Source organism: Streptomyces sp. CC224B (assembly GCF_030010595.1).
In the GTDB taxonomy this organism is placed as follows: Bacteria; Actinomycetota; Actinomycetes; order Streptomycetales; family Streptomycetaceae; genus Streptomyces; species Streptomyces longispororuber.
The window spans coordinates 75,686-99,746 of the sequence record NZ_JASCXL010000009.1 but is presented as its reverse complement, the minus strand read 5'-3'; the positions used below and the strand labels follow the sequence as shown (position 1 = coordinate 99,746).

Genomic DNA, 24,061 nt, shown 5'->3' with positions numbered 1-24,061 from the left:
CGGCGGCCATCCGGCTACTTACCGGTGAATTTCTCGTACTCCTTGATGACCTCGTCGGTCGGGCCGTCCATGCGCAGCTCGCCGCGCTCCAGCCACAGCACGCGGTCGCAGGTGTCGCGGATCGACTTGTTGTTGTGGCTGACCAGGAAGACGGTGCCGGCCTCCTTGCGCAGCTCGCGGATGCGGGCCTCGGAGCGCTTCTGGAACTTGCGGTCTCCGGTGGCGAGCGCCTCGTCGATCATGAGCACGTCGTGGTCCTTGGCCGCCGCGATGGAGAACCGCAGGCGGGCGGCCATGCCGGAGGAGTACGTGCGCATCGGCAGGGTGATGAAGTCGCCCTTCTCGTTGATGCCCGAGAAGTCCACGATCTCCTGGTAGCGCTCGCGGATCTGCTCGCGGCTCATGCCCATCGCCAGGCCGCCCAGGATGACGTTGCGCTCCCCGGTCAGGTCGTTCATCAGCGCCGCGTTCACGCCCAGCAGGGAGGGCTGGCCGTCGGTGTAGACCTTGCCGCTCTCCGGGGGCAGCAGGCCCGCGATGGCCCGCAGCAGCGTCGACTTGCCGGAGCCGTTGGAGCCGATCAGGCCGATGGCCTCGCCCCGGTAGGCGGTGAAGCTCACCCCCCGCACGGCGTGCACCTTGCGCACGCCCGGCGACTCGCTCCGTCTGATGATGCGGTTCAGCGCCGCCGTCGCACTGCCCTTGCCCGTCCTGCCCCCGTTGACCCGGTAGACGATGTGCACCTCGTCGGCGATCACGGTGGGGACGCGGGTCCCGGTGCTCTTGTCGTCAGCCACGGCCGTACCGCTCCTCAGCCTTCCAGAAGTAGACGAAGCCGCCCGCGGCGACGAGCACGGACCAGGCGAGCGCGACCGCCCAGACGTGCGGCGGCAGGTTCTCGGAACCGTAGCCGTCGATGAGGGCGAAGCGCATCAGGTCCATGTAGATGGCCGCGGGGTTCCACTGCAGGATGTCGGCGATCCACCCGGGGTGGTCCTTCAGCATCACCGGGATGGAGAACATCACGCCGGACGCGTACATCCACGTGCGCATCACGAACGGCATGAGCTGGGCCAGGTCCGGCGTCTTGCTGCCGAGCCGGGCCATGACCAGCGCGAGCCCGCTGTTGAACAGGAACTGCAGCGTCAGGACCGGCACGATGAGCAGCCAGGACAGCTGCGGGTAGCTGCCGCAGCTCATCGCCACCACGAACAGCACGATCATCGAGAACAGCAGCTGCTGGAGCTGCTGGAGCGAGAACGAGACGGGCAGCGAGGCGCGCGGGAAGTGCAGCGCGCGCACCAGGCCGAGGTTGCCGGAGATCGCCCGTACGCCCGCCATCACGGAGTTCTGCGTGAAGGTGAACACGAAGACGCCGGTGACCAGGAACGGCACGTACACCTCGCGCGACATGCCGCGGTCGGCCTTGAGGATCAGGCCGAAGATGAGGAAGTAGACGAGCGCGTTGAGCAGCGGGGTCGCGACCTGCCAGAGCTGGCCGAGCTTGGCCTGGCTGTACTGGGCGGTCAGCTTCGCCTGCGAGAAGGCGAGGATGAAGTGGCGCCGCCCCCAGAGCTGGCGGACGTACTCCGCGAGGCCCGGGCGGGCACCGCTGACGGACAGACCGTACTTGGCCGCGAGCTCGGCCGGGGAAAGCCCGTCGTCGGGCGACGGTGGCGCGGTCACCGCGACTCCACCGTCCTGCGTTGTCTCACTCACGAGTGGAAACTTTCGTCTTCAGATGCGCGGCCGGTCGGGCGTAGGCGTGGGCCAGTCGTGCTGAGGCCGGGCCGGGGACCGGGATACGGCCCGAATGTTGTCAGACCAGAGCTTGTCAGATGACAGGAGGTCGGCCCAGTCGCGTCAGCCGCCACACCGTACGCCACCGCATGGGCCTGCGCGGGCCGCACGCGGTGGTCCAGCCCTCCTTGAAGCCGCCGAACCAGGCCTTCAGGGCGGGCCGCGACGGGCGCCGGGCGAGGGTCAGGAGCAGCCATACGCCGAGGTACACCGGGATCAGCACGGCGGGCAGGTTGCGGCGCGCGAGCCAGACGCGGTTGCGCGCGACCATGCGGTGGTAGACCGCGTGCCGGGAGGGGGCCGTGGTCGGGTGGTGCAGCACCATGTCGGCGCGGTAGTCGATCAGCCAGCCCGCGTCCAGGGCCCGCCAGGCGAGGTCGGTCTCCTCGTGGGCGTAGAAGAACGCGTCGGGCAGGCCGCCGACCTGCTCCAGGACCCGGGTGCGCACGGCGTTGGCGCCGCCGAGGAACGTGGTCACGCGCGAGGAGCGCAGGGGGTCGGAGGCGCGCAGCCGGGGCACGTGGCGGCGCTGGGTGACGCCCGTGTCGGGGTCGGCGATGCGGAAGCTGATGATGCCCAGCTCGGGGTCGGCGGCGAAGGCCTCGCGGCAGAGCTGGGCGGTGTCCGTGCGCGCCAGGAGGCCGTCGTCGTCGAGGAACAGCAGGATGTCGACGTCGGTGCCGCCGGGCCCGAAGGCCTCGATGCCGACGTTGCGCCCGCCGGGGATGCCGAGGTTCTCGGGCAGTTCTATGGTGCGCACGCCCGGCGGGACGTCGGGCACGGGGGCGCCGTTGCCGACGACGACCACCTCGACCGGGTCGCCGTCCTGCTTGGCGACCGAGTCGAGCAGGGCGCGCAGCTCCTGCGGCCGGTTGCCCATGGTGATGACGACCGCGCCGACCTTGAGGGCGGATGTCGGCGTGCTCACTTCAGCCTGCTCGACGCGAGGATGGACACCAGGTGCAGCAGGGTCTGCAGGAGCGCGATGCCGGCCAGGACGGCGACGCCCAGGCGGGAGAAGAAGAGGTCGCCCCGGGCCGCGTCCACGATCGCGAGGACCAGGATCAGCAGGGACGCCTCGATGCCGAGGATCAGGCGGTGGAACTTCAGCGCGGCGGCGGCCTTGCGGGCCAGCGCCACCCCGGACGCGCGCGGCACGGACGCCGACTCCTGGACCGGCGGCAGCCCCTGCTGGTGCCGGGCGACGCCGACGAGGTCCGTCTCGGCCTTGATCAGGATGGCGCCGAGGGCGGCGAGGGTGCCGAGGAAGGCCCACAGCCAGTCGATCCGGCCCGAGCCCCACAGGTCGGCGGCGCGCAGGCCGAAGCCGACCAGGACCGCGGCGTCGCACAGATAGGCGCCGACGCGGTCCAGGTACACCCCGGACATCGAGTACTGCTTGCGCCAGCGGGCGATCTCGCCGTCGACGCAGTCGAGCAGCAGGTAGAGCTGAACGGCGACGACGCCGAGCACGGCGCCGGGGATCCCGGGCACCAGCAGGGCCGGGGCCGCGAGGACGCCCGCGACGGTCATCAAGTAGGTGAGCTGATTGGGCGTGATCCTGGTGTTCACCAGGTACCGGTCGCAGCGCAGCGAGATCTCCCGCATGTACAGGCGTCCCGCCCAGTGCTCACCGCTGCGCCGGTCCTTCACCCCCGCGGGGTGAACGACGGGCCGGAGTTCAGCTACCGATGGCCTTGGCATAGTCGGCGTATGCGTCCTTGATCTGGTCGGTGTTCAGATTGAGGTGCTCGAGGATCGTGTAGCGGCCCGGCCGGGTCTGCGGCGCGTACGCGACGACCTCGACGAACTCGTCCACGGTGAAGCCGATCTCCTCCGGGAGCACCGGCAGGCCGTGGCGGCGCAGCACCTCGGCCATGTGGGCCGACTCCTCGTGGGCGCCGCGCAGGTGCATGGCGAAGGCGGCGCCGAGGCCGCACTGCTCGCCGTGGCTGGCGGCGCGCTTGGGGAAGAGCAGGTCGAAGGCGTGGTTGATCTCGTGGCAGGCGCCCGAGGCCGGGCGGGAGTCGCCCGAGACGGACATCGCGATGCCGGTGAGGACCAGGCCCTCGGCGAGCACCTGGAGGAAGTTGTCGTCGCCGACGCCTCCGGGGTGGCGCAGGACCGCCTCCCCGGCCTGGCGGGCCATCGCGGCGGCGAGGCCGTCGATGTCCTCGCCGCGCTCGCGGGCGGCGAGTTCCCAGTCCCGGATGGCGGAGATGTTGGAGACGGCGTCGCCGATGCCGGAGCGCACGAAGCGGACCGGGGCCTCGCGGATGACGTCGAGGTCGATGACGACGGCGATCGGGTTCGGCACGCCGTAGGAGCCGCGGCCCGCGTCGTTGTCGAGGGTCGCGACGGGCGAGCACAGGCCGTCGTGCGACAGGTTCGTCGCGACGGCGACCAGCGGCAGGCCCACCCGCGCCGCGGCGAACTTGGCGCAGTCGATGATCTTGCCGCCGCCGAGGCCGACGACCGCGTCGTAGCGGCCCTTCTTCATGGCGTCGGCGAGCTTGATGGCGTCGTCGAGCGTGCCGCCGCCCACCTCGAACCACTCGGCGCCCGGCAGCGACGGGGCGAGCCGGGCGCGCAGGACCGCGCCGGAGCCGCCGCTGATCGCGACGGCGAGCTTGCCGGTGGACGAGCAGATCCTCTGGTCGGCGAGGACACCGGCCAGGTCGTTCAACGCCCCCGGCCGGATGTCGACGACGACCGGCGAGGGGATGAGCCTCGTCAGTACTGGCACGCGATCTCACGTCCCTTGGCGAGGTCGTCGTGGTTGTCGATCTCGACCCACGTGACGTCGCCGATGGGCGCGACGTCGACCTTGAAGCCGCGGTTGACGAGCTCCTGGTAGCCGTCCTCGTAGTACAGGTCGGGGTCGCGCTCGAAGGTGGCCTTCAGGGCGTCGGCGAGCTCCTCGGCGGCCTCGCCCTCGATGAGGGTGACGCCGATGTACTCACCGGTGGCCTCGGCCGGGTCCATCAGCTTGGTGATCTTCTGGACGCCCTTCTCGGCGTCCACGACGACCTTCATCTCCTCGTCGGCGAGCTGCTTCACCGTGTCGAGGGCCAGGATGATCTTCTTGCCGTCGCCGCGGGCGGCGAGCAGCGTCCTCTCGACGGAGACCGGGTGCACGGTGTCGCCGTTGGCGAGGATCACACCGTCCTTGAGGGCGTCACGGCCGCACCACAGGGAGTAGGCGTTGTTCCACTCCTCGGCCTTGTCGTTGTCGATGAGGGTGAGCTTGAGGCCGTACGTCGCCTCCAGGGCCTCCTTGCGCGCGTAGACCGCCTCCTTGCGGTAGCCGACGATGATCGCGACCTCGGTCAGGCCGATCTCGGCGAAGTTCTTCAGGGTGAGGTCGAGCACGGAGAGCTCGTTCTCGGTTCCCTCGCCCACCACGGGCACCAGCGCCTTCGGCAGCGTTTCGGTGTAGGGGCGCAGACGGCGGCCGGCGCCGGCGGCCAGGACGAGGCCGATCATGCGGGTTCTCCTTCATCGTGTACGGCGGGTGCGCCGCGGTTGTGGGCGGTCACCCAGAAGCGGATGCTCTCGACGAGCACCACGAGTGCCACGGCCACGGCGAGCGCCGTGAGCGCGACGGTGAAATCTGTGGTTGTCAGCAGGGCGGCGGCGACGGTGACCGCGAGGGTCCTGCCTTCGTGTCCGCCGATCACCCGCACCAGCCAGCGCGGCGGCGCCACGACACCGCGAATGCGGTACACGGTGTCGTAGTGATGGTAGGCGACCGCGGCCACCAGCCCGAAAGCCGCAGGAAGGGCTCCGTTCACCTCCGCCTTGGCCGCGAGGACCAGGACGGTGGCGTACTCGGCGGCGCGGAAGAAGGGGGGCACCAGCCAGTCGAGGGGGCCCTTGAGCGGGCGGGCGACGGCGAGGCCCGAGGTGATCACGTAGGCGAAGGCGGCGATGACCGGCCACGGGCTGCCGAAGGAGGCGCGGGCGGCGGTGGCGACGACGGCCGCGCCGCCGGCGAGGGCGAGGACCGGGGCGAGCCCGGGGAGTCCCTTGAGCGTGGCGAACGCGCCCGCGAAGGGCCCGGTGTCGGCGAGGTCGGCCAGCGCCGCGGCGGCCCGGTCGGTGCGCCGCGCCGTGCGGGTCAGCGAGCGCAGGACGCGGCCCGCGGTGGTGTAGCAGGCGGCGAACGCGCAGCCGATCAGGAGTACGACGAACGTGACGCGCGGGGTGGTGAGCGCGGTCAGAACGGCGATCAGGGCCCAGCGCTCCCCGATGGGCAGCACGATCATGCGGCGCGCCCAGACCGTCCAGCCGACGCTGTCGAGCTTCTCGGAGAGGGCCGCGGTGGGGCTGGTGTTGGCGGTGCTGCCGGTCTTGCCGGTACCGCCGGTGCTGCCGGTCTTGCCGGTACCGCCGGTGCTGCCGGTGCTGCCGGTGCTGCCGGTACTGTCGGTGCTGCCGGTACTGTCGGAGGTTGCCTCGTTGAAGGCGAAGTCCACGACGTGGCGGCAGGTCTGGAGGATCATCGCGCCGAGCGCCAGCGCCCATACGTCGTCGCCGCCGCGGGCGGCGCCGAGCGCGAGGCCCGCGTAGTAGGCGTACTCCTTGGCCCGGTCGAAGGTCGCGTCGAGCCAGGCGCCGAGCGTCGAGTACTGCAGGGAGTAGCGCGCGAGCTGGCCGTCCGTGCAGTCCAGGACGAAGGAGAACAGCAGCAGGAGGCCGGCGGCGACGAAGCCGCCGCGGGTGCCGGTGGCCGCGCAGCCGGCCGCCACCAGGGCGACGAGCAGCGAGGCGGTGGTGACCTGGTTCGGAGTGAGGCCGCGGCGGGCGCACCAGCGGGCGAGGTAGCGGGAGTACGGGCTGACGCAGTGGGTGGTGAAGAACCCGTCGCGGGCCTTGACCGCGCCGCGCAGCCGTACGGCCTCCTCGTCGACGGCGGCGACGGCCTGCCGTGCGGCGTTGCGCGCCTCGGGGTCGGTGGGCACGGTCGCGACCAGGGTGCCGAGCTCGGGCCGGTGCACGGCGGCGCCGTCGGCCTCCAGGGCCTGGGCGAGCCGGTCCGGCACGGCGTCGGGCACGGTCGCGACGGCCGGGCCGCCGCCCGTGACGGCCACGGCGCGCAGCGCGTGCGTCAGCGCGGCGCGGGCCTCGGGCTTGGCCGTGACGGCGCCGGGCACGGCGGCGGCCGGGAAGCGGGGGTCGGTCAGGGCGAGGCGCAGCGCGTGCGCGTGACCGACGAAGCGGGTGTCGACGACGGCGACGCGCCGGTCGGCGGGGACGGCGCGGACGAGCGCCTCCACGGCGGCGGCGTCCTCGGCGGTCCGCACGTCGAAGCCCAGGGACCGCAGATCGCCTTCGAGGGGCGAGCCGGGCACCGGCTGGCCGGTGAGGATGGCGGTCGACAGGACGAACTCACTCCTTGATTCCCGGCGCGGCTCGCGCGGGCACATGCGTGACAGGGGGGCGCCCTCGCCGGGGTGCGGCCGGGCGGCATGTCGGCTGAGGCTATCGGATGAATGGAAGCGGGCGTTCACCGCCCGTTCACGCCCCGATCAGCCCGATCTGCGGGGGGCCGCGCAGGCGGCGCGGCCTTCGATCGCCGCGATCATCATGGTCGATGGCGGCCCGCGGCCACAAACCGCGGGGGACCGACCCGCCCAAGCCCGCCTAAGGTGGACGTCCATGACATGGCTGATCACCGGTGGAGCCGGATATATCGGGGCACACGTGGCGCGCGTCATGGCGGACGCCGGGGAGCGGGTCGTCGCCCTGGACGACGTGTCGTCGGGGATCCCCGAGCGGCTGCCCGCGGACATCCCTCTCGTACGGGGCTCGTCGCTCGACGGGGACCTGGTGCGGCGGGTGTGCGCCGAATACGGGGTGGCGGGCGTGGTGCACCTGGCGGCGCGCAAGCAGGTCGGGGAGTCCGTGGAGCGGCCGCTGCGCTACTACGAGCAGAACGTCGGGGGCCTCGTCACGCTCCTGGACGCGGTGTCGCGGCCGGGGTCCGGCGGTTCGTCTTCTCCTCATCGGCGGCGGTGTACGGCGATCCGCCCGCGGCCGAGCTGGTCGCCGAGGACGCGCCGTGCGCGCCGGTCAGCCCCTACGGCGAGACGAAGCTGGCCGGTGAGTGGCTGATCCGGGCCGCCGGGCGGGCGCACGGGATCGCCACGACGTGCCTGCGGTACTTCAACGTGGCGGGTGCCGCGCGGCCCGAGCTGGCGGACACCGGGGTGTCCAACGTGATCCCGATGGTCTTCGACCGGCTGACCCGCGGCGAGGCCCCGCGCGTCTTCGGCGCCGACCACCCCACGCCCGACGGCACCTGCGTGCGCGACTACGTGCACGTGAGCGACCTGGCGGAGGCGCACCTCGCCGCCGCCCGCAGGGAGGGCGCCCCCGGCACGGACCTGACGGTGAACATCGGCCGGGGCAAGGGTGTTTCCGTCCGCGAACTCCTGGCGGTCATCGCCGAGGTGACGGGGGACGGGCGGGCGCCCGTCGTGGAGCCGCGCCGCCCGGGTGACGCCCCGCGCGCGGTGGCGGACGTGCGCCGGGCCGAGCGGGAGCTGGGCTTCACCGCCACGCGCGGGGTGCGGGAGATGGTGGCCTCGGCGTGGGCGGGCTGGTGCCTGCGCCACCCCGAGGCCCGGCAGGGCTGACGGGCACGGTCCGCCGGGGCCGCGCGCACCGCGTTTCCGCAGGCCAGTGCAGATGACAACGGTGTTCAGGGTCGCGTTGCCGGATACCCCCCACCCGTAGTTCACTGGGAGCGCCGCCAGGGGCGGCGTACGGCGTCCGCGGAACCGGAGGAGCGCGTCATGGGCACGGGAAGCCACGACCACGGCCACGCGCCGCCCGCGACGGGCACGGCGACCGCGGCGTACCGGGGGCGCCTGCGGATCGCCCTGGCGATCACGCTCACGGTGATGGTGGTGGAGATCGTCGGCGGCGTGGTCGCGGATTCGCTCGCGCTGATCGCGGACGCGACGCACATGGCCACCGACGCGCTCGGCCTGGGCATGGCGCTGTTCGCCGTGCACATGGCGGGCCGCCCGGCGAGCGCGCACCGCACCTTCGGGTACGCCCGCGCCGAGATCCTCGCCGCGCTCGCCAACTGCCTGCTGCTGTTCGGCGTCGGCGGCTACGTCCTGTACGAGGCGGTGCAGCGGTTCGTCACGCCGTCCGAGACCGAGGGCGGCCTCACCGCCGTCTTCGGCCTCGTCGGCCTGGCGGCGAACCTCGTCTCGCTGCTCCTGCTGATGAGCGGCCAGAAGGACAGCCTCAACGTGCGCGGCGCGTTCCTGGAGGTCATGGCGGACGCCCTCGGCTCGGTGGCGGTCCTGGTGTCGGCGGCCGTCATCCTGCTCACCGGCTGGCAGACCGCCGACCCGATCGCCTCGATCGTGATCGGGCTCATGATCGTGCCGCGCACCTGGAAGCTGCTGCGCGACACCCTGGACGTGCTGCTCGAAGCGGCTCCCAAGGGCGTCGACATGGACGAGGTGCGCGCCCACATGCTGGCCCTGCCCGGCGTCGAGGACGTACACGACCTGCACGCCTGGACCATCACCTCGGGCATGCCGGTGCTGTCCGCGCACGTCGTGGTGAGCGGGGGGACGCTGAGCGCCGTCGGCCACGAGAAGCTGCTGCACGACCTCCAGGGCTGCCTGGGCGACCACTTCGACGTCGCGCACTGCACGTTCCAACTGGAGCCGGGCGGCCACGCGGTGCACGAGCCGCGGCTCTGCCACTGACCCGTGCCGCCGCCCCGCACGCGCGGGCGGTGCTGTCACGGGCAGTGCTACATTGGCCATGACCTTGAGCAGGCGGGGACATCGAGCCCCGCGGACGGAAGGAGGAGGTGGGTTGATGACGGCCGCGGTCCACGCCGCCCCGCGCGGCGACGCGCTCATCCCCACTTCCCGGGCCCACGGCTGACCCCTTCGCGGACGCCCTTCCCGTACGTGTGACGCGTACGCGGGCGCCCCCTCGCGGCGGCCGGGCCCTCGACTCAAGGGTTTCCACCGTTGACTCAGCACGAGAACCAGCACCAGCTCCAGCAGCAGGTTCAGCAGCAGATCCACGACGCCTTCTTCGCCCTGCACCACGGCCTGCCCCGGCAGGGCCCCGGCTCCGACACCACCACCCGTCGCCTGCTCGCCCTCGCCGGTGAGCTGCCCGACCGTCCGCGCGTGCTCGACCTGGGCTGCGGGCCCGGCCGGTCGGCGCTGCTGCTCGCCGCGGAGGCGGGCGCGGCCGGCGCCGAGGTGACCGCCGTCGACCTGCACGAGCCGTTCCTCGACGAGCTGCGCGCGGCCGCCCGCGCCCGCGGGCTCGACGGCTCGGTCCGCGCCGAGGCCGCCGACATGGGCGCGCTCCCCCACCCGGACGGGTCCTTCGACCTCGTGTGGGCCGAGAGCTCCGTGTACTGCCTCGGCTTCGACAACGCCCTGCGCACCTGGCGGCGGCTGCTCGCGCCGGGCGGGACACTCGTCCTCACCGAGTGCGAGTGGACGACCGACCGGCCCTCCCCGGAGGCCCGCGCCTTCTGGGACGGGCAGTACCGGCTGCGCACCACCGAGGAGAACACGCGCGCGGCCCTCGCCGCCGGCTACTCCGTGCTCGGCGTCGTGCCGCAGCCGGAGTCTGACTGGGAGGAGTACTACGCCCCGCTGCGGGCCCGCGCCGACGCCGCCGACCCGGGGCGGCCGGGCATGGCCGAGGCCCTCGCCGCCACCCGGGCCGAGCTCGCGATGCGCCGCGACCACGGGGCCGAGTACGGGTACACCGGGTACGTCCTGCGCCCCGCGGGCGACGGCTGGCGCACCCGGCCCGAGGCCGCGTCGGGCACCGACCGCGCGGCGGTGCACGCCGTGCACGCCGCGGCCTTCCCCACCCGGGCCGAGGCCGACCTGGTGGACGCGCTGCGCGCCGACGCGGACGCCTGGCTGGAGGGCATGTCGTACGTCGCCGAGACGCCCGAGGGCGAGGTCGTGGCGCACGCGCTCCTCACGCGCTGCCGCGTCGGCGGGGCTCCCGCGCTGTGTCTGGCGCCCGTGGCCGTGCTGCCGGCGTACCAGCGCACGGGCGCCGGTTCGGCGGTGGTGCGCGCCGTGCTGAGCGCCGCGCGCGCCCGTGGCGAGCATCTGGTCCTCGTCCTCGGCCACCCCGAGTACTACCCGCGGTTCGGGTTCGTCCCGGCCTCGCGCCACGGGATCAAGCCAGGTTTCGAGGTGCCGGACGAGGCGATGATGGCGCTGGTCCTCGACGGACCCGCCGGACCAGGTGATGCGGGGGCCGTGCCGCGCGGCACGATCACGTATCCGCCCGCCTTCGGGGTCTGATACCGCGGCCCCGCGCGTCCCGTCCGCGACCGTCGCGGACGGGACATGCGGGGTCCCCGAAGTGCCGGATACACCGGTTTCGTACGGCAGACTTGAGGTCCGAGAACGAAGCTAAGGATGGGTATGCCGATCACACCTGCCACCGCGGCGCACAGCTCGTCGAACGGCGCCGGAGAGACAATCTTGCTCGAACTCGTCGACGAGGACGGCAGGACGATCGGCACGGCGGAGAAGCTCGCCGCCCACCAGGCGCCCGGGCAGTTGCACCGGGCGTTCTCCGTCTTCCTCTTCGACGAGCAGGGCAGGCTGCTGCTCCAGCAGCGGGCGCTCGGCAAGTACCACTCCCCCGGTGTCTGGTCCAACACCTGCTGCGGCCACCCCTACCCCGGCGAGGCGCCCTTCGCGGCCGCGGCCCGGCGCACCTTCGAGGAGCTCGGCGTCTCGCCGTCGCTGCTCGCCGCGGCGGGCACGGTGCGCTACAACCACCCGGACCCGGACTCGGGCCTGGTCGAGCAGGAGTACAACCACCTGTTCGTCGGGATGGTGCAGGCCGCGCTGCGGCCGGACCCCGAGGAGGTCGGCGGGACGGCGTTCGTCACGGCCGAGGAGCTGGCGGAGCGGCACGCGAGGGAGCCGTTCTCCGCCTGGTTCATGACGGTCCTGGACGCGGCACGCCCCGCGATCAAGGAGCTGACGGGCGCCGCCGCGGGCTGGTAGCACCCGGGGTGCGCCGCGGGCGGCCCCGGGCACGTCCGCCGGAGCGCCTGACCGCCTGCCAGGAGCGTGCCCGCCCGGCCGGGGGCGCCCGCCCGCAGCGGTGCCGCGTCCTCAGCCGTGGTGCGGCCTCCCCCGGGCGCCGCCGGGTTTCAGGGGCAGCGCCGCCCAGATGACCTTGCCGCCGCTCGCCGTGTGCTCCACGTCGCAGGCGCCGCCCGCCTCGCGGGTGATCTCACGGACCAGCAGCAGTCCGCGGCCACCGGTCTGGCCGTGATCGGCCACCAGGGCGGTCGGGCGGTAGGGGTGGTTGTCCTCGACGGACACCCGTACCCACTCGGCGCCGACCGCGACCTCCACGGCGAGCGTCGGGGAGAGCAGCGCCGCGTGCCGTACCGCGTTGGTGACCAGCTCGGAGACGATGAGCAGCAGGCCCTGCACCACCTCGTCCGAGGCCGGCACGCCCTGGCGCGCGAGCAGGTCGCGCACCGCGCGCCGTGCCTGCGGCACCGAGGCGTCGACGGCGGGTGCGGTGAACCGCCACACGCCTTCGTACGGCACTCGCCCATTGCTCCGAGGGAGTGGGCCCGGCCCTCTCCCGTCGTTCCCCATCGCCCGGTCCCCGCCCTCGCGCTCGATTGTCACCACACTAAGAGTGTTGATAACGCGCTGGTCCGTACCGCACTACTGACCAGAAGTCAGCGAGTATCGACGGAATTTGATCGTCGACGTCTGCCCACGTCAGCCGCGTGACTGATCCTGGTCCGCTTGTGTCTGCTTCACCGTTTCTTCAGGTTGTACGGCTTCCCTGCCCCCTCCGAGGCGGTCGTCACGCTCCGTGTTCAAAACGGCGTCGCCCGGGCGGCCGGACCCGCCGTCGGAGCCGCCGTCGGACCTGCCGTCGGACACGAGGCTGATGATGCGCCGGGCCCCGATGCCGGTGGCGAGCAGCCCGAGGCCGTCGAAGAGCAGGGCCAGGGAGAAGAAGGTGCCGATGACGTACTGGCTGCTGCTCGGCCACTCGGCGAGCACCAGCACGCCGAGGAGGACGCCGAAGGCGCCCTGCAGCAGGGTCACCGCCATCTGCGGGCCGCGCACCACCACGCTGCCCACGAGCCGGAAGACGCCACCGGTGAGGAACAGCAGCGCCGCGAACATCGTCAGGGTCTCCGCCGCCGCGTCGGGCCTGCGGATGACGACGACGCCCGCCGCGAGGTTCAGCGCGGCGACGACCACGCCGAGCCAGAAGAAGCTGGTGCCGCGCGACTGCACCGCGTGCAGCAGCGCCACGACGCCGCCGACCAGCAGCAGCCAGCCGAAGAGCAGCATCGAGGTGAGGGTGGCGACCCCCGCGTAGACCAGGCCGACCAGGCCGCCGAGGGCGAGGACGGCGCCGAGCAGCGCCAGCAGGCCGAAGCCGCGGCTCAGGGCCTTGGGGTCCGCGCCGTCGGGCCCCTGGGCACCGGCCGGGACCCGGGTCGTGCCCCGGGCCTTGTCACGTCCGAACATGAGCGCCTCCGTCCGCCGTGCGCAGCCGCCCCTCGTCGATCGTACGATCGAAGCGGCCGGATAGCATCCGGCGCATGGAGCCGCAGATCGGGCAGGCCGTCGCGGACGGCGTCGCCACCGTCGTCATCGACCATCCGGCGAAGCGCAACGCCATGACGGCGGACATGTGGCGCGCCCTGCCCCCGCTGCTGGACGCCCTCGCCGCGGACCCCGCGGTGCGCGCCCTCGTCCTGACCGGCGCCGGGGACACCTTCTGCGCGGGGGCCGACATCTCCTCGCTGCGCGCCGGGCCCGGCCGGGCGCAGGAGTTGGCGGTGCTCGCCGAGGAGGCCCTGGCGGCGTTCCCCAAGCCGACGCTCGCGGCGGTGCGCGGCCACTGCGTGGGCGGCGGCGCCCAGCTCGCGGCGGCCTGCGACCTGCGGTTCGCGGACGAGGGCGCCTCGTTCGCGGTGACCCCGGCGAAGCTGGGCATCGTCTACCCGGCGTCGGCCACGCGCCGCCTGGCCGCCCTGGTGGGCCCGGCCACGGCGAAGTACCTGCTGTTCTCGGGCGAGCCGATCGACGCGCGGCGGGCCCTGCGCACGGGCCTGGTGGACGAGGTGCTCCCGGCCGGTGAGCTGGCCGGCCGCGTCGCGGAGTTCACGCGGGTCCTGGCCTCGCGCTCGCTGCTCACGCAGGCGGCGGCCAAGGAGTTCGCGGCCGGGCGCACGGACCGGGACGGGCACTGGGCGGAGCAGGCGCGCGGCAGCGGCGACGCCGCCGAGGGCGTCGCCGCCTTCCTGGAGCGCAGGCAGCCGCGCTTCACCTGGACCCTGCCCGCCGTGCCGGACGGCGCCGCTACGCCGGCCGCGCCTCGCTGAACCGGCTCCTGGCGCGGAGCATCGCCACGAGGTGGGCGGGCGCCTTGCGGGGCGAGCCCGCGTCGTAGGGCGGCCGGGGGTCGTACTCGGCCATGAGCTGGACGGTCCGGGCGCGTTCGTCGCCCGCGATCCTGCCGACGAGAGCGAGGCCCATGTCGATGCCGGAGGAGACGCCGGCGGCCGTCACGTACTTGCCGTCGAAGACGACGCGCTCCTCCGAGGGGCGCACGCCGAGCTTCTCCAGCTCGCCGAGGGCGAGCCAGTGGGAGGTGGCCGTGCGGCCGTCGAGGAGCCCGGCGGCGGCCAGGGCGAGGGAGCCGGTGCACACGGACGTCGTCCAGGTGCTGGTGGCGTCGGCGGCGCGCAGCCAGCCGAGCAGCGCCTCGTTCTCCATCTGGTCGCTCTGGCCGGGGCCGCCCGGCACCACCAGGACGTCCGGCCGCGGCACCTCGTCGAAGGCCTTGTCGGCGACGAGGGCGAGGCGGCCGGTGTCGTCGCGCACGGGTCCGGTGCGCTCGGCCACGAAGACGACCTCCGCGTCCGGTATGCCGCCGAGCGTCTGGTAGGGGCCGACCGCGTCCAGGGCGGTGAAGCGCTCGTACAGGGCGATGGCGATCTGCATACGGACTCCTAGGTGAGCGGGGTGAGGGACGTGCGGGAAGCGGGCGGGGCGGGCGTGGAGGGCGGGGCGTGGAAGCGGCGGCGGTACTCCGCGGGGGCGGTGCCCAGCGCCTTGAGGAAGGCGCGGCGCATGGCCTCGGGGGTGCCGTAGCCGCAGGCGCGGGAGACCTCCTCGACCCCGCGCGAGGTGTCCTCCAGGAGGCGGCGCGCGTGCTCGACGCGTACGCGGTCGACGTACTTGCCGGGCGTCATGCCGGTCTCGGCCTGGAAGGCGCGGGCGAAGTGGCGCGGCGAGAGCCGGGCGCGCGCGGCCAGCCTCTCGACGCTCAGGTCGTCGTCCGGGTGCTCGGTGATCCACTGCTGGACCTCGCGCAGCGGCTCGCGGCTCGCGGTCTGCGCGGCCAACTGGGCGCTGAACTGCGCCTGGTTGCCGGGCCTGCGCAGGAACACGACCAGGTGGCGGGCGATGGTGAGGGCCATGGCGCGGCCGAGGTCCTCCTCGACCAGGGCGAGCGCGAGGTCGATGCCCGCCGTGACGCCCGCCGACGTCGCCACGTTGCCGTCGCGTACGTAGATGGGGTCCGGCTCGACCCGGACGGCCGGGTGGTCGCGGGCGAGCTTGTCGCAGTAGGCCCAGTGGGTCGTGGCGCGGCGGCCGTCGAGCAGGCCCGCCCGGGCGAGCAGGATCGCCCCGGTGCACACGGAGACCAGGCGCCGCGCGCGCGGCCCGTGGACGCGCAGCCAGTCGACCAGGTCCGGGCAGCGCGGGCGGGTGCCGAGCCCGCCGGGCACGAGCAGGGTGTCCGGGGCGGGGGCCGCGTCGAGCGCGCGCAGGGCGTGGTCCGGCACCAGGGTGAGGCCGCTGGAGGTGCGCACGGGGGCGCCGTCCAGGGAGGCCGTGGACACCCGGTACGCGGGGTCGCCGTTGGGGTCGGCGGCCCCGCTGAACACTTCCGCGGGGCCGGTGACATCGAGACTCTGGACGCCTTCGAAGAGGACGACGAGGACGGTTCGCTGCGCCATGGCGTCGATTCTTCGGCGGGGACGGGGTGGCCGCAATGACGGGTGCCCCACCATTCCTGCCACGGGAGCCCCGGCGGACGGTGCGGGGCGGGTACGCGACGCCCCGCCCTTCCCGCCATACCAACCAGTCGGTAACATATGGGCATGACCTCTGCGACGACCTCCGCATCCTCCGCCGCCGGCACGGACCTGCACCCGCGCGCGGGGCGCCGCTGCCACGGCGTGCTGAACGCCCTGCACTCGGCCCACTACTTCGCCCCCGACCTGGGCCGGGAGCTGGGCGCCCTGGGGATCGAGCACCCCCGGGCCGTCAACTTCGCCGCCCGCGCGGCGGCGATGGGCGCCGTCGGCGCCGGGGCCGTGACGGCGGCCTTCTACAACTACCGGCCGGAGACCGTCGCCGAGCACGTGCCCGCCGTCTGGAGCGTCGCGGCGCCCGAGGCCGTCCTCGCGGCGCGGCTGCGGGCCGTCGACACCACGCTGCGGCGGCTGCTCGGCGACGAGACCGTCGCCTCCCCGGAGATGGCGGAGGCGGCGCGGCTCGCGCTGCGCGCCACCGAGGCCTGCACGCGCGGCGCGCGGCCCCTGTACTCCGCCCACGCCGACCTGCCCGTGCCCGAGGAGCCGCACCTGGCGTACTGGCACGCCGCGACGCTGCTGCGCGAGCACCGGGGCGACGGGCACCTGGCCGCCCTCCTGGACGCCGGACTCGACCCGGTGGAGGCCCTGGTGAGCCACACGGCGACCGGCAAGGGCATGACGCCGCGGCGCAACTTCGCCGTGCGCGGCTGGACCCAGGAGGACTGGGACGCGGCGGTGGAGCGGCTGCTGGCGCGCGGAGTCCTCACCTCCGACGGCGAGTTGACCGAGGCGGGCGCCGCGCTGCGGGAGCGGGTCGAGGAGCACACCGACCGCCTTGACCGGGCGCCGTACGAGCACCTGGGCGCGGCCGGCGTCGCGCGCCTCACCGAGCTGGGCGGGGCGTTCGCCGGGGCGGCGGCACGGGCGGGGGCGTTCCCGGCGGACCTGCTGGGCAAGGCCTGAGCGGGGGTCTCGGAGCGGGGGCTCTGCCCGGGGTGCCGGGAGAGCCGGTGGCCACCCGGGGCGCATGATCCGCGGTGTTCGAGGTACCCGTTCGTTCCCGGCCCCGTTCCGTGGGCCTCGACGAAGGGAGAGTCCACGTGTTCCGTGCGATCGCGGATGTGCTGCGGCAGATCGGTGGCGCCATCGCCACCGTGGTGACGCTTCCGTTCCGGGCGCTGGCCCGGCTGTTCGGCGGGGCCTCCAGCTCCGCGCGGGGCGGAGGCCGGTCGGGGCGGGCCCGACGGGTCTGACGGACCTGACGAATCTGAGGGGCTGCGGATCTGAGGGGCTGCGGGTCCGTCCGCCCACGAGTTCGACGGCCCACGGTCGACGGCTCACAGGGCGGCGGCTCACGGTCGACAGCCCACGAGTCGACGACTCTCGTCCACGGCTCACGGGTCTGACGCGCCCGTGAATCCGACGGGTCCGGACGTCCCCTGTCGGTGCCACCTGCCACAATTGCCGGGCAACCTCAGTGAGAAGGCGGTACCGGAACGTGGCACCCTCGCAGACGTCCACCCCAGCGTCCATCGAAAGCAGGATCGCCGAGGAACTCGGCGTACGGGAACGGCAGGTCAAGGCCGCCGTCGACCTGCTCGACGGCGGGTCGACGGTCCCCTTCATCGCGCGGTACCGCAAGGAGGCGACCGAGTCCCTCGACGACGCGCAGCTCCGCACGCTCGAGGAGCGCCTGCGCTACCTGCGCGAGCTGGAGGAGCGGCGCGCCGCCGTCCTCGAATCAGTGCGCGAGCAGGGCAAGCTCACCGGCGAGCTGGAGGCACGCATCCGCGAGGCCGACACCAAGGCCCGCCTGGAGGACATCTACCTGCCGTACAAGCCCAAGCGGCGCACCAAGGCCCAGATCGCCCGTGAGGCGGGCCTGGAGCCGCTGGCCGAGGGGCTGCTCGCGGACCCGGGCGTGGAGCCGTCGGCGGCGGCCGCCGCGTTCGTCGACGCCGGCAAGGGCGTCGCGGACGCGCAGGCCGCGCTCGACGGCGCCCGGGCGATCCTGACGGAGCGCTTCTCCGAGGACGCGGACCTGATCGGCGAGTTGCGCGAGCGCATGTGGGTGCGCGGCCGGCTCGCCGCGAAGGTCCGCGAGGGCAAGGAGGAGGCGGGCGCGAAGTTCGCCGACTACTTCGACTTCACCGAGCCGTTCACGGAGCTGCCCTCGCACCGCGTCCTCGCCCTGCTGCGCGGTGAGAAGGAGGACGTCCTCGAACTGACCCTGGAGCCCGAGGAGCCGACGGACGGCCCGTCGTCGTACGAGGGCCTGGTCGCCCGGCGGTTCGGGATCGCCGACCGCGGCCGGCCCGCCGACAAGTGGCTCGGCGACACGGTCCGCTGGGCCTGGCGCACCCGCATCCTCGTGCACCTGGGCATCGACCTGCGGCTGCGGCTGCGCACCGCCGCCGAGGACGAGGCCGTGCGCGTCTTCGCGTCGAACCTGCGCGACCTGCTGCTCGCCGCCCCGGCGGGCACGCGCGCGACGCTGGGCCTGGACCCGGGTTTCCGTACGGGCGTGAAGGTCGCCGTCGTGGACGCGACCGGCAAGGTCGTCGCGACCGACACCATCTACCCGCACGTTCCGGCGAACAAGTGGGACGCGTCCCTCGCCACCCTGGCCCGGCTCGCGAAGGAGCACGCGGTCGACCTGGTCGCCATCGGCAACGGCACGGCGTCCCGCGAGACGGACAAGCTCGCCGGTGAACTCATCGCCAAGCACCCGGAGTTGAAGCTCACCAAGGTGATGGTCTCCGAGGCCGGCGCGTCGGTGTACTCCGCCTCCGCCTTCGCCTCGCAGGAGCTGCCGGACCTGGACGTGTCGCTGCGCGGCGCCGTGTCCATCGCCCGCCGCCTCCAGGACCCGCTGGCCGAGCTGGTGAAGATCGACCCGAAGTCCATCGGCGTCGGCCAGTACCAGCACGACCTGTCCGAGGTGAAGCTGTCCCGCTCCCTCGACGCGGTCGTCGAGGACTGCGTGAACGGCGTGGGCGTGGACGTGAACACCGCCTCCGCCCCGCTGCTCGCCCGGGTCTCCGGCATCGGCTCCGGCCTCGCCGAGAACATCGTGGCGCACCGCGACGCGAACGGCCCGTTCACCAGCCGCAAGGCCCTCAAGGACGTGCCGCGCCTCGGCCCGAAGGCCTACGAGCAGTGCGCGGGCTTCCTGCGCATCCGCGGCGGCGACGACCCGCTGGACGCCTCCAGCGTGCACCCTGAGGCGTACCCGGTCGTGCGGCGGATGGTGCAGCAGGCGGGCGTCGACGTGCCGTCCCTGATCGGCAACACGGCGGCGCTGCGCTCCCTGAGGCCCGCCGACTTCGTCGACGACACCTTCGGCCTGCCGACCGTCACGGACATCCTCAAGGAGCTGGAGAAGCCCGGCCGCGACCCGCGTCCGGCGTTCAGGACGGCCACGTTCAAGGAGGGCGTCGAGAAGATCGGCGACCTCGCGCCGGGGATGGTGCTGGAGGGCGTGGTCACGAACGTGGCCGCGTTCGGCGCGTTCGTCGACGTCGGCGTGCACCAGGACGGCCTGGTGCACGTGTCCGCGATGTCCAAGAGCTTCGTCAAGGACCCGCGGGACGTGGTGAAGCCGGGCGACATCGTGAAGGTGAAGGTCCTCGACGTCGACGTGGCGCGCAAGCGGGTCTCGCTGACGCTGCGTCTGGACGACGACGCCTCGGGCTCCGCCCCGGGTGAGCGCAAGGAGCGGGGCGGGCGGCCGCCGCAGCAGCGGCAGCGCCGGGGTGGCGGCGGCCCTCAGCGCAAGGAGCGGTCGGCTGCGCCGCCTGCGAACGATGCGATGGCGGAGGCTCTGCGGCGGGCCGGGCTTGTCGACCCCAAGCGGCGTTGAGTGCGTCATTGAAGGTGCCCAGCCCTGTCGTCACGCGTCTGCGGGCGCATCGTGGCTGGTCGCGCAGTTCCCCGCCCCTTCGGGGCGCTCCACTGGGGGCACCCGAAGGGGTCAGGGTGACTGTTCGGTCACCTTGCCCTCCGCCACCTCCAGGCGGCGGGTGACGCGTACGGCGTCGAGCATGCGGCGGTCGTGGGTGACGAGGAGCAGGGTGCCGGTGTAGGAGTCGAGGGCCGCCTCGAGCTGTTCGATCGCGGGCAGGTCGAGGTGGTTCGTCGGCTCGTCGAGGACCAGCAGGTTCACGCCGCGGCCCTGGAGCAGGGCGAGCGCGGCGCGGGTGCGCTCGCCCGGGGACAGCGTCGCCGCCGGCCGCAGCACGTGGTCGGCCTTCAGGCCGAACTTGGCGAGCAGCGTGCGGACCTCGGCGGGCTCGGTGTCGGGCACGGCCGCGCCGAACGCGTCGAGCAGCGGCTCCCGGCCGTGGAACAGGGCCCGCGCCTGGTCGACCTCGCCGACGACCACGCCCGAGCCGAGCGCCGCGTGTCCCTCGTCGGCGGGAACGCGGCCGAGCAGGGCGGCCAGGAGCGTGGACTTGCCCGCGCCGTTCGCGCCGGTGATGGCGACGCGGTCGGCCCAGTCGAGCTGCAAGGAGACCGGGCCGAGCGTGAAGCCGCCGCGCCGCACCACCGCCTCGCGCAGGGTGGCGACCACCGCGCCGGAGCGCGGGGCCGCGGCGATCTCCATGCGCAGCTGCCACTCCTTGCGCGGCTCCTCGACGGCCTCGTCGCGGTCCAGGCGCTCCAGCATCCGCTGCGTCTGGCGGGCCTTCGCGGCCTGCTTCTCGCTGGCCTCGCTGCGGAACTTGCGGCCGGCCTTGTCGTTGTCGGTGGCCTTGCGGCGGGCGTTCTTCACGCCCTTGTCCATCCACGTCCGCTGCATCTGGGCCCGGTCCTGGAGCGCGGCGCGCTTGTCGGCGTACTCGTCGTAGTCCTCGCGGGCGTGGCGGCGGGCCACCTCGCGCTCCTCCAGGTAGGCGTCGTAACCGCCGCCGTAGAGGTTGACCCGCCGCTGCGCCAGGTCGAGTTCGAGGACCTTGGTGACGGTGCGGGACAGGAACTCGCGGTCGTGGCTGACGACCACGGTGCCCGCGCGCAGGCCGCGCACGAAGGCCTCCAGGCGTTCCAGGCCCGCCAGGTCCAGGTCGTTGGTGGGCTCGTCGAGCAGGAAGACGTCGTAGCGGGACAGGAGCAGCGAGGCGAGGCCCGCGCGGGCGGCCTGGCCGCCGGACAGCGACGTCATCGGCTGGTCGAGGCCGACAGCCAGGCCCAGGGTGGCCGCGACCTCCTCGGCCCGCTCGTCCAGGTCCGCGCCGCCGAGCGCGAGCCAGCGCTCCAGGCTCGTGGCGTACGCGTCGTCGGCGCCGGGCGCGCCCTCGACCAGGCGCTCGGTGGCCTCGTCCAGGGCGTGCTGGGCGGCGGTGACGCCGGTGCGGCGGGACAGGAACGCGCGGATCGTCTCGCCGGGGCGGCGGTCCGGCTCCTGCGGCAGGTGCCCGACGGTCGCCGTCGGCGGCGACAGGCTGATCCGGCCGGACTCCGGGGTGTCCAGGCCCGCGAGGAGGCGCAGCAGCGTGGACTTCCCGGCGCCGTTGGCGCCGACGAGGCCGATGACGTCGCTGGGGGCGACGACGAGGTCGAGTCCCTCGAAGAGGGAGCGGTCACCGTGGCCGGCGGCGAGGTCTTTGGCGACGAGGGTTGCGTTCATCAGGGCCCGAGCGTAACCGCTGCCCGGCACCCGCGGCCGGGCCGCCCGGGGTCCACGCCCGTGCCGCCCCGGGGCCCGGCGCTCGGGGCCCGGGGCTCGGGGCCCGGGGCTCGGGGCCCGGCGCTCGGGGTCCACGCCCGTACCGCCCCGGGGCCCGGGGCTCGAAGCCCGGGCGGACCGGCCCGTACCGGCCGCGCTCCCCCGCCCCCGGCCGTATCCACCGTTCCGTCCCGTCCCACCCGGCGGCGACGGGGACGCCGGGACTGTCAGCCGGGGGCGGCCGCCGCCACCAGGACGCTGTCGGAGGTCCGGGCCACCACGTAGGGCGCGCCGCCGGGGAGGGGGAGGCGGTGCTCCCCCGGCTCCAGGACCTCGTCGAGGACCTCGTGGACCCGCGTACGCCGCAGCCGGTCCACGCGGTACGCCGTGAGGCGGACCCGGCACGGGGACGTGACCTCCGCGACCGCCGCCCCGTCCGCGACCGCGAGTCGGGCGAGGCGGCGCCGCCGTACCGCGCCCCGGTCCAGGGCGCACTCGGTCTGCGCGACGAGCAGCGGCACGATCGGCGCGAGCCCGTCGACGCGGGCGGCCTCGACCCCGGCCCGCTCGAACGCGTCGAGCACGCCCTGCCGCACCCGCTCCGGCACCGCCCGGCCGAACACCACGGCGCCGTACGTGCGCAGCTCCTCCGCGGGGACGTCCGCCGCGTCCGCGGCGATCTCCGCGCCGATGCCGATGCCGCGCAGCGCCGCCGCGAGCCTCGCGAGGAGCGCGACGCGCGCGCCGATGAGCAGGGCCCGGCGCCGCAGGGCCCCCGGATCGTCGCCGGTGAGCAGCCGGCCGAGCTGCTCGCGGTACTCCCCGCCCCGGAAGAGGAACGGGCCTATGCCGTGGTAGCCGTTCAGCTCCAGGTCGGCGTGGTCGGACGTCTGCCAGGCGAAGTCCCGCCACACGTAGTCGTCCCCGGCGCGCTCGATGACCGCGCTGACCGCGCCGCACTCCAGGCTTTCGCACTCGGGGCAGCCGTAGATGACGTGCCGCCCGTCGCGCAGCGGCGGCTCCGCCTCCAGCAGCAGCCCGCGTACGTGCGCGGTGAAGATGGCGGGCGGGACGTCGGACGCGAGCGGGGACACCGCGTCGAGGTCGGCCAGCCGGAACAGCAGCGGGCGCCCGTCCACGACGAAGTCGACGTAGTCACGGTGCACTTGGTAGGCACCGTCGGCGAGGACCCCGCCGACGCGCATCGCCGGTGCCAGGCCGAAGGTCGCGTACTCGGCGGACATGCTGTGAGTATCCCCGGTCGCGGGGGTGTGCGCGCGGGCCGTGACGCGTTCCGCTACGTTGCCGGGATGACGCAGGGCGATGACACGGATGTGATCGTGGTGGGCGGCGGTGTCGCCGGACTGACCACAGCCATGGTGCTCGCGCGGCGCGGACAGCGCGTGCGGGTGTGGACGCGGGAGCCCGCGGAGCGGACGACCTCGGCTGTCGCGGGGGGCCTGTGGTGGCCCTACCGCATCGAGCCGGAGGACCGCGTCGGCGACTGGTCGCTGCGTTCCCTCGAGGTGTACGGGGAGTTGGCGGCGGACGGCCCGCACACGGGCGTACGCCTGGTCGAGGGCGTACACGCCGAGACCCGCCTGGACACGCTCGGCCCCTGGGCGGGGCGAGTTCCGGGGCTGCGGGCGGCGACGGCCGCCGAGATGCACGGGCACCCGGGGCCGGGCGTGTGGGCGCGGCTGCCGCTGATCGACATGCCGGCGCATCTGGCCTGGCTGCGCGAGGAGTTGCGCGCGCTGGGCGTGGCCGTCGAGGTGCGGGCCGCGGCGTCGCTCGCCGAGCCGCTCGCGCGGGCGCCGCGCGTCGTCAACTGCTCCGGGCTCGGCGCCCGTGACCTGGTGCCGGACGACTCGGTGCGACCGGTGCGGGGGCAGCTCGTCGTGGTGGAGAACCCGGGGATCCGTACGTGGTTCACGGCCGCGGACCACGCGTCGCAGGACACGACGTACTTCCTGCCGCAGCCCGGCGGCCTCGTCCTGGGCGGCACGGCCGACGACGGCGACTGGTCGCTCACACCGGACCCGGCGGTCGCGGAGGCGATCGTGGCGCGCTGCGCCCGGGTGCGCCCGGAGATCGCCGGAGCGCGGATCATCGGCCACCGGGTGGGACTGCGGCCCGCCCGGCCCGCCGTACGCCTGGAGCGCGAGCGCGAGCGCGCGCACGGCGGGCGGGTGGTGCACAACTACGGACACGGCGGCGCGGGCATCACGGTCGCCTGGGGCTGCGCCCAGGAGGCGTCCCGCCTGGCGACGGAGCCGGACGGGGCCTGAGGCGCCCGGGCCCCGGCGGAGACCGGGGCTGACGCGGGAGACCGGGGCTGACGCCAGGGGCGGGCCCCGGCACAGGGCCGGGCCCCGGCACGGGCCGGTCTGCCACGGTCCGGCCCTGGCGGGGTTCGGCTCGGGCGCGGGTGGGCTCGGGCGCGGGTGGGCTCGGGCGCG

General features: G+C 74.1%; 21 protein-coding genes and 1 pseudogene. 9 read left to right on the top strand and 13 right to left on the bottom strand.

From position 1 onward, the window contains the following. Positions 1–14: 14 nt before the first annotated feature. From QK440_RS05915 to QK440_RS05885, 7 genes are all read right to left on the bottom strand, one after another. Complete coding sequence (locus tag QK440_RS05915; protein ID WP_282791894.1) at positions 15–797, bottom strand: ABC transporter ATP-binding protein; 783 nt, start codon at positions 795–797, stop codon at positions 15–17. Next, positions 790–1,719, bottom strand: a complete 930-nt coding sequence (locus tag QK440_RS05910; protein ID WP_282791893.1) for an ABC transporter permease — start codon at positions 1,717–1,719, stop codon at positions 790–792. The genes QK440_RS05915 and QK440_RS05910 overlap by 8 nt, the downstream gene beginning before the upstream one ends. Positions 1,720–1,834: 115 nt before the next feature. Next, positions 1,835–2,680, bottom strand: a complete 846-nt coding sequence (locus QK440_RS05905) for a glycosyltransferase (protein WP_282791917.1) — start codon at positions 2,678–2,680, stop codon at positions 1,835–1,837. Between the two features lie 44 nt (positions 2,681–2,724). Further along, positions 2,725–3,504, bottom strand: coding sequence for a CDP-alcohol phosphatidyltransferase family protein (locus QK440_RS05900; protein ID WP_282791892.1), 780 nt, complete (start codon positions 3,502–3,504; stop codon positions 2,725–2,727). Further along, a complete protein-coding gene (locus tag QK440_RS05895) occupies positions 3,482–4,546 on the bottom strand; it encodes an iron-containing alcohol dehydrogenase family protein (protein ID WP_282791891.1) in 1,065 nt (354 codons plus the stop codon). The genes QK440_RS05900 and QK440_RS05895 overlap by 23 nt, the downstream gene beginning before the upstream one ends. Next, on the bottom strand, positions 4,534–5,286 hold the full coding sequence (locus QK440_RS05890) for a phosphocholine cytidylyltransferase family protein (RefSeq protein ID WP_282791890.1): 753 nt from the start codon (positions 5,284–5,286) through the stop codon (positions 4,534–4,536). Before QK440_RS05890 ends, QK440_RS05895 begins: the two co-directional genes overlap by 13 nt. Beyond that, the gene (locus QK440_RS05885) at positions 5,283–7,184 is read right to left on the bottom strand and encodes a DUF5941 domain-containing protein (protein WP_282791916.1); all 1,902 of its coding nucleotides are present in this window, start codon (positions 7,182–7,184) and stop codon (positions 5,283–5,285) included. The genes QK440_RS05890 and QK440_RS05885 overlap by 4 nt, the downstream gene beginning before the upstream one ends. Before the next feature lie 277 nt (positions 7,185–7,461). Here QK440_RS05885 and galE point away from each other — a divergent pair. The 4 genes and pseudogenes from galE (at position 7,462) to idi (ending at position 11,843) form a co-directional block, all read left to right on the top strand. Continuing rightward, a pseudogene (gene galE, locus QK440_RS05880) lies at positions 7,462–8,441 on the top strand (UDP-glucose 4-epimerase GalE). 159 nt (positions 8,442–8,600) lie between these two features. Beyond that, entirely contained in the window at positions 8,601–9,536 is a 936-nt protein-coding gene (locus QK440_RS05875) for a cation diffusion facilitator family transporter (RefSeq protein ID WP_282791889.1), read from the top strand. Between the two features lie 273 nt (positions 9,537–9,809). After that, positions 9,810–11,126, top strand: coding sequence for a bifunctional class I SAM-dependent methyltransferase/N-acetyltransferase (locus tag QK440_RS05870; RefSeq protein ID WP_282791888.1), 1,317 nt, complete (start codon positions 9,810–9,812; stop codon positions 11,124–11,126). Between the two features lie 123 nt (positions 11,127–11,249). Further along, positions 11,250–11,843: an isopentenyl-diphosphate Delta-isomerase gene (idi, locus tag QK440_RS05865; RefSeq protein ID WP_282791887.1), complete on the top strand. Its 594-nt coding sequence runs from the start codon at positions 11,250–11,252 to the stop codon at positions 11,841–11,843. Between the two features lie 111 nt (positions 11,844–11,954). On the opposite strand, the gene QK440_RS05860 is transcribed toward idi, so the two are convergent. Together QK440_RS05860 and QK440_RS05855 are read right to left on the bottom strand one after the other, a co-directional pair. After that, complete coding sequence (locus tag QK440_RS05860; protein WP_282791915.1) at positions 11,955–12,452, bottom strand: ATP-binding protein; 498 nt, start codon at positions 12,450–12,452, stop codon at positions 11,955–11,957. A gap of 129 nt (positions 12,453–12,581) precedes the next feature. Then, on the bottom strand, positions 12,582–13,349 hold the full coding sequence (locus tag QK440_RS05855; protein ID WP_282791886.1) for an HdeD family acid-resistance protein: 768 nt from the start codon (positions 13,347–13,349) through the stop codon (positions 12,582–12,584). A gap of 74 nt (positions 13,350–13,423) precedes the next feature. On the opposite strand from QK440_RS05855, the gene QK440_RS05850 reads away from it, so the two are divergent. After that, positions 13,424–14,209 (top strand): enoyl-CoA hydratase/isomerase family protein, encoded by a 786-nt coding sequence (locus QK440_RS05850; RefSeq protein ID WP_282791885.1) that lies wholly within the window; start codon positions 13,424–13,426, stop codon positions 14,207–14,209. Here the strand turns inward: QK440_RS05850 and QK440_RS05845 are convergent. After that, entirely contained in the window at positions 14,187–14,831 is a 645-nt protein-coding gene (locus tag QK440_RS05845; RefSeq protein WP_282791884.1) for a DJ-1/PfpI family protein, read from the bottom strand. The two genes, QK440_RS05850 and QK440_RS05845, sit on opposite strands and share 23 nt — an antisense overlap. Positions 14,832–14,839: 8 nt before the next feature. Continuing rightward, entirely contained in the window at positions 14,840–15,853 is a 1,014-nt protein-coding gene (locus tag QK440_RS05840; protein ID WP_282791883.1) for a GlxA family transcriptional regulator, read from the bottom strand. A gap of 138 nt (positions 15,854–15,991) precedes the next feature. Here QK440_RS05840 and QK440_RS05835 point away from each other — a divergent pair, with 138 nt between their 5' ends. From QK440_RS05835 to QK440_RS05825, 3 genes are all read left to right on the top strand, one after another. Continuing rightward, the gene (locus tag QK440_RS05835) at positions 15,992–16,897 is read left to right on the top strand and encodes a hypothetical protein (protein ID WP_282791882.1); all 906 of its coding nucleotides are present in this window, start codon (positions 15,992–15,994) and stop codon (positions 16,895–16,897) included. Positions 16,898–17,034: 137 nt separating this feature from the next. Then, positions 17,035–17,187, top strand: coding sequence for an LPFR motif small protein (locus tag QK440_RS05830; protein ID WP_282791881.1), 153 nt, complete (start codon positions 17,035–17,037; stop codon positions 17,185–17,187). 245 nt (positions 17,188–17,432) lie between these two features. Next, the gene (locus QK440_RS05825) at positions 17,433–19,796 is read left to right on the top strand and encodes a Tex family protein (protein WP_282791880.1); all 2,364 of its coding nucleotides are present in this window, start codon (positions 17,433–17,435) and stop codon (positions 19,794–19,796) included. Between the two features lie 111 nt (positions 19,797–19,907). Here the strand turns inward: QK440_RS05825 and QK440_RS05820 are convergent, their stop codons facing one another. Continuing rightward, positions 19,908–21,560, bottom strand: coding sequence for an ABC-F family ATP-binding cassette domain-containing protein (locus QK440_RS05820; protein WP_282791879.1), 1,653 nt, complete (start codon positions 21,558–21,560; stop codon positions 19,908–19,910). Positions 21,561–21,826: 266 nt separating this feature from the next. After that, the gene (locus QK440_RS05815) at positions 21,827–22,843 is read right to left on the bottom strand and encodes an oxidoreductase (RefSeq protein ID WP_282791878.1); all 1,017 of its coding nucleotides are present in this window, start codon (positions 22,841–22,843) and stop codon (positions 21,827–21,829) included. A gap of 66 nt (positions 22,844–22,909) precedes the next feature. Between QK440_RS05815 and QK440_RS05810 the strand changes: the two genes are divergently transcribed. Further along, on the top strand, positions 22,910–23,890 hold the full coding sequence (locus QK440_RS05810; RefSeq protein WP_282791877.1) for an FAD-dependent oxidoreductase: 981 nt from the start codon (positions 22,910–22,912) through the stop codon (positions 23,888–23,890). Positions 23,891–24,061 lie beyond the last annotated feature (171 nt).

What these genes read in the sequence shown, in the direction of transcription:
- QK440_RS05850 (WP_282791885.1), top strand. Translation starts at nt 13,424, where the DNA reads ATGGAGCCGCAGATCGGGCAGGCCGTCGCGGACGGCGTCGCCACCGTC.
- idi (WP_282791887.1), top strand. Translation starts at nt 11,250, where the DNA reads ATGCCGATCACACCTGCCACCGCGGCGCACAGCTCGTCGAACGGCGCC.
- QK440_RS05835 (WP_282791882.1), top strand. Translation starts at nt 15,992, where the DNA reads ATGGGCATGACCTCTGCGACGACCTCCGCATCCTCCGCCGCCGGCACG.
- QK440_RS05820 (WP_282791879.1), bottom strand. Translation starts at nt 21,560, where the DNA reads ATGAACGCAACCCTCGTCGCCAAAGACCTCGCCGCCGGCCACGGTGAC.
- QK440_RS05840 (WP_282791883.1), bottom strand. Translation starts at nt 15,853, where the DNA reads ATGGCGCAGCGAACCGTCCTCGTCGTCCTCTTCGAAGGCGTCCAGAGT.
- QK440_RS05810 (WP_282791877.1), top strand. Translation starts at nt 22,910, where the DNA reads ATGACGCAGGGCGATGACACGGATGTGATCGTGGTGGGCGGCGGTGTC.
- QK440_RS05875 (WP_282791889.1), top strand. Translation starts at nt 8,601, where the DNA reads ATGGGCACGGGAAGCCACGACCACGGCCACGCGCCGCCCGCGACGGGC.
- QK440_RS05905 (WP_282791917.1), bottom strand. Translation starts at nt 2,680, where the DNA reads ATGGGCAACCGGCCGCAGGAGCTGCGCGCCCTGCTCGACTCGGTCGCC.
- QK440_RS05860 (WP_282791915.1), bottom strand. Translation starts at nt 12,452, where the DNA reads ATGGGGAACGACGGGAGAGGGCCGGGCCCACTCCCTCGGAGCAATGGG.
- QK440_RS05900 (WP_282791892.1), bottom strand. Translation starts at nt 3,504, where the DNA reads ATGCCAAGGCCATCGGTAGCTGAACTCCGGCCCGTCGTTCACCCCGCG.
- QK440_RS05855 (WP_282791886.1), bottom strand. Translation starts at nt 13,349, where the DNA reads ATGTTCGGACGTGACAAGGCCCGGGGCACGACCCGGGTCCCGGCCGGT.
- QK440_RS05890 (WP_282791890.1), bottom strand. Translation starts at nt 5,286, where the DNA reads ATGATCGGCCTCGTCCTGGCCGCCGGCGCCGGCCGCCGTCTGCGCCCC.
- QK440_RS05815 (WP_282791878.1), bottom strand. Translation starts at nt 22,843, where the DNA reads ATGTCCGCCGAGTACGCGACCTTCGGCCTGGCACCGGCGATGCGCGTC.
- QK440_RS05845 (WP_282791884.1), bottom strand. Translation starts at nt 14,831, where the DNA reads ATGCAGATCGCCATCGCCCTGTACGAGCGCTTCACCGCCCTGGACGCG.